7 protein-coding genes and 1 pseudogene are annotated in these 11,692 nt (G+C 57.3%); 1 reads left to right on the forward strand and 7 read right to left on the reverse strand.

The window, feature by feature from the left end; all coding sequences use genetic code 11:
• Positions 1–92: 92 nt before the first annotated feature.
• From AUK77_RS03030 to dacB, 4 genes and pseudogenes are all read right to left on the reverse strand, one after another.
• Positions 93–523: pseudogene (locus AUK77_RS03030) on the reverse strand (GGDEF domain-containing protein); the annotation flags it as partial.
• 102 nt (positions 524–625) lie between these two features.
• Positions 626–874, reverse strand: a complete 249-nt coding sequence (locus AUK77_RS03035; RefSeq protein ID WP_296125951.1) for a YheU family protein — start codon at positions 872–874, stop codon at positions 626–628.
• Positions 875–935: 61 nt separating this feature from the next.
• Positions 936–3,677 carry a hybrid sensor histidine kinase/response regulator gene (locus AUK77_RS03040; RefSeq protein WP_296125953.1) on the reverse strand — a complete coding sequence of 914 codons (2,742 nt, stop codon included), beginning with the start codon at positions 3,675–3,677 and terminating at the stop codon, positions 936–938.
• A 237-nt stretch (positions 3,678–3,914) separates the two neighbouring features.
• A complete protein-coding gene (gene dacB / locus AUK77_RS03045) occupies positions 3,915–5,369 on the reverse strand; it encodes a D-alanyl-D-alanine carboxypeptidase/D-alanyl-D-alanine-endopeptidase (RefSeq protein WP_296125955.1) in 1,455 nt (484 codons plus the stop codon).
• A gap of 373 nt (positions 5,370–5,742) precedes the next feature.
• Here dacB and AUK77_RS03050 point away from each other — a divergent pair, with 373 nt between their 5' ends.
• On the forward strand, positions 5,743–6,084 hold the full coding sequence (locus AUK77_RS03050; RefSeq protein WP_296125958.1) for a YggL family protein: 342 nt from the start codon (positions 5,743–5,745) through the stop codon (positions 6,082–6,084).
• A gap of 101 nt (positions 6,085–6,185) precedes the next feature.
• On the opposite strand, the gene AUK77_RS03055 is transcribed toward AUK77_RS03050, so the two are convergent.
• The 3 genes from AUK77_RS03055 to AUK77_RS03065 all read right to left on the reverse strand — a co-directional run bounded on the left by AUK77_RS03055 (position 6,186) and on the right by AUK77_RS03065 (position 11,632).
• Positions 6,186–9,152 carry an HD domain-containing phosphohydrolase gene (locus AUK77_RS03055; RefSeq protein WP_296125961.1) on the reverse strand — a complete coding sequence of 989 codons (2,967 nt, stop codon included), beginning with the start codon at positions 9,150–9,152 and terminating at the stop codon, positions 6,186–6,188.
• A 95-nt stretch (positions 9,153–9,247) separates the two neighbouring features.
• Entirely contained in the window at positions 9,248–10,297 is a 1,050-nt protein-coding gene (locus AUK77_RS03060) for an FUSC family protein (RefSeq protein WP_296125964.1), read from the reverse strand.
• 3 nt (positions 10,298–10,300) lie between these two features.
• On the reverse strand, positions 10,301–11,632 hold the full coding sequence (locus AUK77_RS03065; protein ID WP_296125968.1) for a deoxyguanosinetriphosphate triphosphohydrolase: 1,332 nt from the start codon (positions 11,630–11,632) through the stop codon (positions 10,301–10,303).
• Positions 11,633–11,692: the final 60 nt, after the last annotated feature.

The raw sequence follows: 11,692 nt of genomic DNA on the forward strand, positions 1-11,692 counted from the left end.
CGGTGTCCGGATGCTCGTGGAATGAGTGTCCGGATCAGCGTGGAATCACTGTCCGGATGTGCGTGGAATGGGTGTCCGAGTCAGCGTGGAATCCGCACACGGTAATACCAAGCGTCGCGCGGCTCATCTTTTTAACGCGTTTGAGAATGCCCTTAGCCTGGTAATAGGTGAGGGTTTTTTCGGAGACAAAGAAGCTGGTGACCGTGCCGTAATGTTCCTGCACTTCGCGCAGGTAGCGAGTGATCTGTTCGGCATCCTGCTCTCCGGCGATCACCCAGTCACGTACGTAGGTATCACGCGACATCATTGACGAAATCAGGATGGGGCGAACCAGGTCTTTCTGGATTTCCGAGTAGACATTGTCCGAAGTAAGCGGCAATTCGGTATTGATGATGCCGTCGCGGATTGAGTTCAGAGCCGTGTAATAACTGACCAAGGATGTAGCCAAAAAGCCACAGCTAAGCAAAACCAGCAGCACGACGATCAGCGATCGTTGATGCTTCATAGGCGACGACTGAGGCATGCAGGGCTCGGATGATTGGAATAATAGACGCAGTGTAGCGTTCAGCTTACAGCGGCGCTGCTGAAACATCTTGACGTTGGTTATTTGACGCTCAGGTTGTCCTCAACGGTCGGCGTCTTCAAGGGCGTCGAGCCATTCCTTGGGTACGTCGCGCTTGAGGGCCAACTGGCATTGCTGGCTGTCGGCATCAAACACAATCACTGCCTGACCATTGCCGAGGGCTTTGCGCACGCGCTCAATGCGTATCTGCAAGGGCGTTTCATCACCATTATCAGTGCCGTCGCGGGTGACGAAATCTTCAATCAGGCGAGTGAGGGTGTCAGCTTCCAGCAAGTCATAGGGTATCAGCACGGCAGGTACTCCAAAGTTCAGCGGCGATGCTAACGCGCACTGAGCCGGCTGGCCATGTGTCTTATGGCCTGGCTGTTAGGTACTTTTCCAGGGTGCTGTAGAGCATGTTGCTGTCCAGCGGTTTGCCGAGGAAGTCATTCATGCCGGCTTGTGCACCGTGTTGCCGATGCTCATCGAGGATGTGCGCCGTAAGCGCGATGATGGGCACGGCTGCAAGGTTATGTTCTCGCTCCAGGCGACGGATCTGGCGTGTGGCTTCGAAGCCGTCCATTTCCGGCATTTCACAGTCCATCAGGATCAGCTGTGTGGCGCTCGGGTCGCGTTGGTATTCAGTCAGCGCTGCCAGCCCGTTAGTGACGAGGCGCACGTTATAGCCGCGTTTTTTTAGAAAGCCCTGCACCACTAGCTGGTTAACCGTGTTGTCTTCGGCCACGAGAATGCATGGCGTGCGTGCTGCGTACTTGAGCGGCAGTGCGACGGGCTCAATGGTGCTGCTGCGTGGCTCTGTGTAAAGCTCTAGCAAGGCGTCACGTAAGGCATTGATGGCCAGAGGTTGAGGTAGGCCGAGCACGCGCAGATGTTCCGGGTTGGGCAGTTGCCGGCATTGTTCGGGCGCACAAAGCAACAATACGCGCTGGCCGGGTTGCAGCAGTGGCTGCAGGGAATCAAGCCAGTGCTGAATGCTGCCCGGCCATGGAGCCATGAGTACGAGCAATGGCGGTGAAGCGAATTCTTGCAGGTAGCTGTGCAGGGTTTCCGGATTCTGACAGCGCTCGGTGCGCATGCCCCAGCGGCCCAGCGTTCGACTCAACGCATCGAGGCCCAGCCCGTCTAGGGAGGTGAGCAGCGCTGTGCGGCCTTTGAGCAATTCGTAGAGTGGGTCAGCGGCAATGGCTACGTCTTTGAGTGGCACATCGAAGGCAAACCGCGTGCCTTGGCCCAATGTGCTTTGCACTTCGATGCGCCCCCCCATCATTTCCACCAACTCCTTGCTGATGACCAAGCCCAGACCGCTGCCGCCGTAGCGGCGGGTGGTGCTTGAGTCGCCTTGGGCGAAGGACTCAAACAGCTGGCTAAGCGCTTGATCACTGATGCCGATGCCACTGTCGCTGATGGCAAAAATCAGGTGCGCATTGCCTTGCGAATCATTGCGGCGGCTGACGTTCAACGCCACATGACCTTCATCGGTGAATTTGAGGGCATTGCTGAGCAGGTTCATCAGCACTTGCTTGAGCCGGGTTGGATCTCCGGTGGTGCGCCGAGGTATGCCGTTTTCCAGGCTCACATACAATCGCAGGCGTTTATCCAAGGCTTGGCCAGTAAACAGACTGAGGGTTTCTGAAATCAGTTCTTCAAGATCAAATTCAATGTCTTCCAGGTTGAGCTTGCCGGACTCGATGCGCGCGTAGTCGAGGATGTCGTTGATCACGGCCATCAGCGAGCTGCCGGAGCTGGAGATGGTGTCGACATAGAATCGCTGGCTGCGATCCAGTGAGGTTTCCTTGAGCAGTTGCAGCATGCCCAGCACGCCATTGAGTGGGGTGCGGATTTCATGGCTCATCTTCGCTAGAAAGCGACTCTTGGCCTGATTCTCGATACCTGCTTGCTCGGCCGCACGACGCGACTGGAAGCCTTCTTCTTTGAGCAGGTTGATGCGGTCGGCCAAGCCAATCGACAGGGTGATCAACTCGATGGTGACGCCGACTTTGACCACCGCTGAGCCATACAGACCAAACAGTTCAACACCCAGTGAGCCGGATGTGGCGACAATAAACGAAGCCAGCAGCACGCCCCAAGCGAGGATGTAATAGGAGCCGTAACGCAGCCCCTTGCGCCAGACGTAGGCACCGCTGAGCAGCAACACCAGCGATACGGCCAGCACCGTCAGGCTGGCGAGAATATTCCATGCTTGCAGGCCAATCAGTGGCACCGACAGCAAGCAGCCGGCCACCAGCAACATGAACAGCTTCAGGCCCATATCCAAACGTGGGAAATATTGAGTGGTGTGGAGGAAGTGGCGGCTGAACTGGGTGGCCGTCAAGCAGTGAATAAACATCAGGATGTAGATGCTCACCGACTGCATGCCGACGTGCTCCGGCAGCAGCTTGAACAACATGCCGTCAAAACTGGCGGCGAAGAGCACCATATTCAGGTTGTAAATCAGGTACCAGAAGTACGCGGCTTCACGCAGGGAAATAAACAGGAACAGGTTGTAGCAGAACATCGCAAACAGCACGCCGTAGAACGCGCCGTTGATGCCCATGAGGTTTTCCTGGGCCACAGCGCTGGCCTGGTAGGTGCTGAAATACAGCGGCAGGTAGATCGTGCTGGTGGTGTTGACCCTGACCAGCAGGGTGCTCTCGCCCGGGGCCAATTCCAGCGGGAACCAGAAGTTACGGACCTTGACCGGGCGTTGAGAAAACGCGTATTGGTCGCCGCTCTCCTGCATGTAATAAGCGCCATCAGCACCAAGCAGAAACACTTGCAGGTGGTCGAGCAGCGGGTAGTTGGCCTCCAGGTAGCCGGCCAGTGGGCGGTTGAGGGTGTTGTTGAGCTGAACTTTGAACCACCAGACGGATTCATTTTTGCCCAAATTGGCATGTTCGCCGTTGACTGGGGTGAAGCGTTGATCGTCCATCTCGCGGACCTCTTCAACGCTCAATTCACCTCTGGGGTCTTCGAGATAGGCCATCGCAGGGCCGAGTGACAGGTGCAAGTCGCTGCTGTCCAGCGTTGCGGGCTGTAAGGCCCACGCCGGTCCAATTAAGCAGAAGAGCATCACCGCGAGGTATAGCCGAGGCATTTCGCACTCTCATTATTCTTATCCGGAGCCCAACCATGCTCCGTGTTCTTCTGCCACTTTGCCCTGATGCACGCCGCCCTTCAAGCCTGCTCTTGCAACAGGCCTGTTGGCGCTTATTGCTCTTCTATCTGGAGCGTCGCCCTCGCTTAAACTTGTTGCTCAGCCGATGCAGCATGGCCTGTTGTTGAACTGAGGGCGGCGAAGAAGCGGCGTCATGCAGACGCCGCGGCGGGTGACTCAGCGCTGGGCGCTGAGTTTTGGTTTTGGCTGGCGGTAGAGGTCGATCAGTACCTGATCAAGAATCGACGAAGCTCCCCATGGACGTGGGTCGTTGAGGATGGCCACCACGGCCCAACTGTTGCCGTTGCTGTCGCGGCTGTAACCGGCGATGGCGCGCACGTTGTTGAGCGTGCCGGTTTTGATCCGTGCTTCACCAACCAAGGGGGTGCGGTGCAGGCGTTTGCGCATCGTGCCGTCCATTGCTACCAGCGGCAGTGAAGCCATGAACTCGGCGGCATAGGGACTCTTCCAAGCTGCCTGCAACATGGCAGCCATTTCTCGTGCGCTGACGCGTTCGTCGCGAGACAGACCTGAACCGTTCTCAATCACCAGATGGGGAGCAGTAATACCCTTGCGTGCCAGCCAACTGCGGATTACGCGCTGCGCGGCCTTGCTGTCATCCTGGTCAGCGGAGTTACGGAACTGCGCGCCCAGGCTCAGGTAAAGCTGACGCGCCATGGTGTTGTTACTGAATTTATTGATGTCGCGGATGATTTCGGTCAGATCCGGAGAAAAGGCCCGTGCCAGTAAACGCGCATTCTCCGGCACCGGTGCCAGACGGTCTTTGCCCATGATGCTGCCGCCCAACTCCTGCCAGATTGCGCGAATGGCACCGGCCGCGTAACCCGGGTGGTCGAGCAAGGAGAGGTAGGTTTGCGCACTGCAACCATTGGGCAGTTGCCCGGTGACGATCACCGTAGTGCCGTCAAACTCAGTAACCGGGTTATAACGCACGTCCGGCCAGCCTGGGCATTTGGCGGCAGGCAGGACTTTGAGGCGGTTGTCGATGCGAATGCTGGCAATCGGTGGCTCAATCGCAATAAAGGCTTTGCCGCCTTCGGTGCGGGCGATAAAACGCAACGCCTTGAGGTTGACCAGTAGGGAGTCGGGCGTGACCAGAAACGGCTTGTTGGCATCGCCACCGTCATCGTTGAACTCGGGCAATTGCGGTTGCACGAAGTGACTGCGGTCCAACACCAGATCGCCGTTAACCTGCAGCACACCATTAGCGCGCAGGTCGCGCATCATCAGCCACAGGCGCTCCATGTTCAGCTTGGGATCACCGCCGCCTTTAAGGTAAAGATTACCGTTTAGCACGCCGTCTTTTAGCTGGCCGTCGGTAAAGAACTCGGTTTTCCATTTATGCGTGGGGCCGAGCAATTCCAGTGCCGCGTAGGTGGTGACCAGCTTCATGGTTGAGGCTGGGTTAACGGAAATATCGGCATTCACAAAGTTGCTATTTCCGGGACCATTGAGCGGCACCAAGGCGACAGCCAAGGATTGACTGCTGATCTTGTTGGCTTTCAGTGATTGCTGAACTTTGTTGGATAACACGCCATTGGCTGCTGCCAGAGGTAAACACACCGGTAACAAGAGACTGGCCAGTGCCAGGCGACGCAATGATTTGATCATGGGTAGATACCCTCCTGTTGAGGGGAAATAGACAGTGCGAAGCAAAATTCGCAGATTTAGATTATGAGAATGATTATGCCCCAGGATGGCCCTGGCTGAGCGCCCAGATTCTTGATTAACAGGACTTTAATTGCAGCTATGCCCGATTGGCTGAGGCGCGGCGATAGTTTCTGCTGTTGTGCTGGCCACGATGAGCGAAACAAGCGGTAGTTTAATGGGCTTCGCTGAACACGCGTCCAACTAAAAGGCGCGCGCAGTTCAAACAATATGGCTTGGATGAAGACGAAGATGACGCACCTGTCGTCTTCCAGGCAGGCACTTGGGCGCTGAAACTGCTAAAGTGCCGCGCGTAATTACTTTTGAGGATTGTCCCATGGCTACTAACCGTTCCCGCCGTCTGCGCAAAAAACTCTGCGTGGATGAATTCCAGGAGCTGGGTTTTGAGCTGAACCTGAACTTCAAGCAAGACCTGGCTGATGAAGCCATCGACAGCTTTCTTGAGCAGTTCCTGAGTGAAGCAATGACCGCTAACGGCCTTGGCTATGTTGGCGGTGATGACTTCGGTCTGGTATGCCTGTCCAAGCGTGGTTCGGTCAGCGCTGAGCAGCGCGCCGCTGTTGAAGCCTGGCTCAAGGGCCGTGACGAGCTGGTGGATTTCACTGTCAGCCCGCTGATTGACGTCTGGTACCCGGATACTCCGATTCCCCAGGCTTAATCGCTACAACTCTTTCCCGTGTTGTCGGCAGCGCGCTGATAACACGGGAATAGCCTCAGTTCCTTCTCTACCCGCACTAATCCCTTCTGCGTAGCGGCCATTCAAATTAATCCCGCCTTGGCCAGTAATGCCGCTTGATCGATGTGATCGATCTGTTCCTTGTGTAAGAACAACTCGGCATATTTCTGATAGATCCGCTCGCGAATAAACAGCTCAAACAACTCGGGGTCGATGTGTGCGCCTTTGCACATGCTTGCCATGATGGCGAGCGATTCGGAGAGTAATTTGCCTTTCTTATAGGGACGGTCAGCCGCCGTGAGCGCCTCGAAAATATCGGCTATGGCCATCATCCGGGCCGGCAAACTCATGTCCTCACGCTTGAGGCGTTTCGGGTAGCCGGTGCCGTCCATTTTCTCGTGATGACCACCGGCAATTTCAGCGACGTTAGCCAGGTGCGGCGGGAAGGGCAGGTGGCTGAGCATGCGGATGGTCTGCACCATGTGGCCGTTAATGATGAAGCGCTCTTCTTCGGTCAGCGTGCCGCGGCTAATACTCAAGTTGTACAACTCGCCACGGTTGTATTTATAGGTGGGCACGTCGAGCTTGAAGCCCCAAGGATTGTCCTCAGCGATTCGCTCAGTGTCAGGCCGTTCGATCAAGTGCTCCGCTTTGTCGCTAAGCAATGTTTCCTGCACAGGCAGTGGCTGCGCAGGCTGACGTGTCTGTCGCAGGTTTTCTTCCCACGATACGCCCAGGCGATCGTCCAATGTGCGTGTCCAAGTGCGTGCGCCAATCTCCCGCAGGCGTTGCAAGTCGGCCTCGGCCATGGCTTCGCCACCCAGATTGCAACGGGCAATAAAGGCAAACTCTTCATCCAGCGCCGCCAATAATGCATCGCGCTCCTGGCTCAGGCGCTCGGTATCACCGCCTTGGCTCACGTGCTGCCAATAGAGAATCCAGGCATCACGCTTGAGCACTTCGAAACGCATACGCACCTCATGGATACGGTCGCATAGGGTTTCCAGTTTGGTGGCTTTGTCCACCACATATTCCGGCACGGTGACCTTGCCACAGTCATGCAGCCAGGCCGCGATATGCAGGGCCTCCCATTCTTGTTCGGTGGGTTGATAAGTATTGAAGGGCGCTTGGGTGCTGTCGGCAGCGGCGCGGGCGAGCATCAGCGTGATGGCGGGTACGCGCTGGCAATGGCCACCGGTGTAAGGGCTTTTGGCGTCGATGGCCCCCGCGATGAGCTGAATAAATGCGTCCAGCAGTTTTTTCTGTTGATCGAGCAGGCGCTGGCTTTCGATGCACAGCGCTGCAACGCCTGATACCGCCTCCACAAAGGCAATGCGTTCAGGGCGTAGCATGGCCAGCCGAGTTTCATCGCCGGTGTCGCGGTGCAGGAGTACCAGCACGCCCAAGGTTTGCCCCTGACGATTATGCAGGCCCGTACAAACCAAGTGAGCGCGTGGGCTTTCGAGCGCATGCAGCAGGCTTTGGAAGCTTTGCGCATGCTCAAAGCCAAGGGCCACCGTGACACTGTCGCCGCCATTGGCAACCTGCGCGAGCCAATCCGGTAGTTGCGCGTCTGCCTGCTCGAACACGGGAATAACGTGACTGAGTAAGCTTTGCGGCTCTTGATCGATCAAAAGTTCGTAAGGTTCTAGCCGGCCGGTGTTCATGTCGCGTAGGTAAAGTAAACCGCCACTGGCTTCGCTCAAACCGACGGTTTCACGCAGCACGCGATGCAGCAGTGCATCAAAGCGGGTTTCGGCGGACAGGCTGGCGGTAATGTCGAGAAAGCTGGCGATGGTGTCTTTCATGTGTTTCATCGCCACAGCCAGTTGATCGACTTCCTTGACCATGGAGCGTCCGCTGGCCGGGTGGTCGAAATCAAAACGGCGTATCGCTTCGGATTCACCCACAAGCACGCGCAGTGGTTTGACCAAGATGGTCGAGAACACCCAGCCCAGCGGAATGCACAGCAACAAGATGCTCAGGGTCAGAACGGCACCTTGCCAGCGAATGCGGTAGGCGTCGGCCAGCAGTTCCTGTTCGGGCGCCATCAAGGCCAAGTGCAAGCCCTGCGGGCCACCTTCGCTTAACCGGCTGTAGGATACGTGCCAGCGTTGTTGGTTAAGCATCAACACGCCTTGGTGGTCTTGCTGCAGATTCAGCGCGCGGAACGCTGCCAAAACGGGGCTGAGGGTGTGTAGCGGAGCCAACTGCAGGGTCTGGCCGGGGATAACCAAGCGTGAACTGTCGGGATAGGCGACCGCGCTACCATCGCTGCTGTAGAGCACCACTTCGGTTGATGGCGTGAGTTGATGAGCCGCGAGCGTCGCAGAAAGATCATCCAAAGTAAGGTCTGCACCTATCACTGTTTCAGCACTGCTTTTACGCGCGATGGTGGTGCCGATCTCACTGCTGGAGAAAAACACATAAGGTGCGGTGGTGAAATGCGCCTCACTGTCCAGCGCCCCGTGATACCAAGCGCGGCTGCGCGGATCGAAAGTTTCACGGAGGTTTTGCCGACGGTTGAGCGGTTTTAACTGCGCATCGAAAAACTGATGTTCCGAGTCGGCCTGCTGCGTGCTGATGCGGTCGATGCTCCACACTTGAAACGCCGCATTAGGGGGCGCATAAAAAATATCGCGCAGTTTTTGGCTGCGCAGTGGGCGCACCATAAAGAAATCACCATTGCCATAGCCGATGTAGATCGATGCCAGCTTAGGGTTGTCGCGCAGGGCTTGAGCAAAAATGGGCAACATGACCATGCGGTCATGGCGGTCGCGACCGTTGACCTGCTCGTTACGCGCCAGCAAGTTGATCATGGCGTTAATGGGTTGGTAGGTGTTGCGCAGATCCGCTTTGACTTCCTGGCGCATCTGGGAAAACAACTGGTTGCTGCTGCTGAGGATGATGTCGCTGGTTTGCTGGTAGTTAAACAGCCCGAGCAGCGCGCCCGAACTGAGCAGCAAAAAGGTAAAGAGTGCACTGATATGAATGTGCAGCGGAAAGCGCCTTGCGCGCATTCCTGTTTTGCCCCGTGCGTGCTCTTGCATCCTGCCTTTCCTTGCTCGCGCCGACCGATTGTCAAGCATAGTGAAGCTTGGCCGGCTTTGCCCGGATTCGCTTCACGGTTTAACCGCGGCCATAACTACTTAGCAGTGGTGCGCCAGTGGTTGTTTAGCCAACGCTCAAGCCCGTAAATCAACAAGGCGACCAACAGGGCCAGCGCAACGCCCAGCAGGCTGTTGAACAAACGTACCTCTGGCAGGTGCCAGTCATGCGCCAGGCTTTCGGCCAGCAGCACAAAGCACACGCTGGTTTGCAGCACGAACAGACCGTAATGTTTGGCTTGTAATGCCCGACTCAGCACGATCAGCGGAAGTAGTGTGGCGACCATCATGCTCGGGTCTTGCAGGCTATGCCCTAGCAGTATCAGCAACCCCGCCGCGCCGAGGCTGGCCATTGTTGCCTGCACTGCGCGCACCAGACTGGCCTGAAAGTTGAGCTGTAAGGTGGAAATGACAGTCAGCGTCAACCAGTACCCCCGGTGCAAGTCGGCCAGGTTGACGATTAGCCCTGAGAGTGCGAATGCCAGGGTGCAGCCGAGCGCATGCAGCCGCCATTTTTGTTGTGGTAGACGTTTGGCGTGGCGCTTGAGGACTTTGAGAATGCTGATAAAACGCGGCATGTGGGGCCACATGCGCAAGCCATGTAAGCCCCGGTAACCAAAGGCCAGCAGCATGACCCAGAGCCCACCGAGGATAAACAGGGTGGCGATGGCGTAGGGGTTATTCAGCGTTCCCATGCCGTACTGGCCTTGACCCAAGCACAAGCAGATGGCCAAGCCGATGCCCAGCTTGCCGGCTTCACTGCCAAAACGTTGCAGCCAGGCGAGCAGGAAACCGAACAAGGCAAAAATTAGCAGGCTTGCATCCGGGTGACTGCCCGCCCAAAAGCCAACGCCTGCGCTGCAGGCGCCTAGACCACAGAGCATCAACATGCGCAGCATGCCAAGGCGATGCAGCGGATTAGCCTGCGCCGCCTGGAATGCTCCCACCGAGGCCCAGATAAACCCCGGATGGCCACTGAACAAACCAAGTAGCAACGGCAAGGCGCAGCCCAAACCCGCGATCACAGCCGGCCCCCAGGCGATTGGTCCGGGGTGCCAGCTGAAGCTTTCTCGCAAGACGTTATTCATGGCTTATACCGGACTGGAGCGGCCTGTCATTTCGCGCGCCATTTCGGTGGCATAGCTGTCGGTCATGCCGGCAATAAAGTCGATCATGCGCAGAAATGAGCGGTACAACGGCCAGTTGGGATCCGGCGCATTATTGCCGAGCAGATCAAGAATGCGGCGGTTTTTAAAGGAGGGCGTGCGCCCGCCATGTTGCTCCAGAGCAGCCCCGCAGAAGGCGTTTAGGAGGATTTCCAAGGTGGTATACGCGCCGATCTCATGCAGCGTTTTGCGTTTGTCGTGGAAGATCTTCTGCCGGGCCATGTCCTTGGCACTCTGCACGCAACGCTTGGCCGTGCCGTGCATGTGCTCGACCAAGTCGCCCTGCAGGGTTCCGGCAAGCAGGGCGTCTTGCTGTTCAACAAAGGCTTCGGCGGCGGCATTGGTTAGGTGTTCGATAGCTTTGCCGCGCAGAATCGCTAGCTTGCGCCGGCGTGAGTCGTCCGGACCGAGTTGGCGGTAGGTTTCCGGCAAATCATCACCCACCAGATCCAGCAGCAGCGCTTCGACCTCACAGTAGTCGAGCAACTCCATTTCCAGGCCGTCTTCGAGATCAATCAAGCCGTAGCAAATGTCGTCGGCAGCTTCCATCAGGTACACCAGCGGGTGGCGTGCCCAGCGCTGATCATCCAGTTGCGGCAGGCCGAGTTTGCCAGCGATTTGCTCGAGCAGCGGTAACTCGCTCTGGTAGCAGCCGAACTTGTGTTTTTTGTAGCCGAGGGCTTCGGCGTGTCGCGCCGTCCAGGGGTATTTCAGGTAGGTGCCGAGGGTGGCGTAGGTCAGCCGTGTGCCACCGTCGAACTGGTGATATTCCAGCTGAGTCAGTACGCGAAAGCCCTGGGCGTTGCCCTCAAAGCTAAGGAAATCTCCACGTTCGGCGCTGCTCATGGAATCCAACCAGCCGCGTCCAGCCGCCTGCTGAAACCAGTGGCGGATGGCGTCTTCGCCAGAATGGCCGAACGGTGGATTGCCGATGTCGTGGGCCAGGCAGGCGGACTGCACCACCATGCCCAAATCACTGGGTTCGCACCAGTCAGGCAAGGCGTCGCGGATCATCTCGCCAACGCGCATGCCCAGCGAGCGGCCCACGCAGCTGACTTCCAGCGAATGGGTCAGGCGTGTGTGGATATGGTCGTTACTCGACACGGGGTGCACTTGGGTTTTGCGCCCCAGGCGGCGGAAGGCCCCGGAGAAGATGATGCGGTCGTGGTCTTTGTGAAACGGCGTACGACCCAGTTCGGCAACGCTGTGTGTCGGTTTGCCGAGTCGTTCGCGGGTGAGCAGGGTTTGCCAATCCAAGGGATGTCCTCGCCGTTGCCTGTGCCGGCTAGCTTCAAGCTTCTAAGCCGTTGATGCAAG

Source organism: Pseudomonas sp. Ga0074129 (assembly GCA_001465025.1).
GTDB lineage: Bacteria > Pseudomonadota > Gammaproteobacteria > Pseudomonadales > Pseudomonadaceae > Aquipseudomonas.

Excerpts from the sequence above, each read along its gene's own strand:
- AUK77_RS03040 (WP_296125953.1), bottom strand. The coding sequence starts at position 3,677 with ATGCCTCGGCTATACCTCGCGGTGATGCTCTTCTGCTTAATTGGACCG.
- dacB (WP_296125955.1), bottom strand. The coding sequence starts at position 5,369 with ATGATCAAATCATTGCGTCGCCTGGCACTGGCCAGTCTCTTGTTACCG.
- AUK77_RS03050 (WP_296125958.1), top strand. The coding sequence starts at position 5,743 with ATGGCTACTAACCGTTCCCGCCGTCTGCGCAAAAAACTCTGCGTGGAT.
- AUK77_RS03055 (WP_296125961.1), bottom strand. The coding sequence starts at position 9,152 with ATGCAAGAGCACGCACGGGGCAAAACAGGAATGCGCGCAAGGCGCTTT.
- AUK77_RS03060 (WP_296125964.1), bottom strand. The coding sequence starts at position 10,297 with ATGAATAACGTCTTGCGAGAAAGCTTCAGCTGGCACCCCGGACCAATC.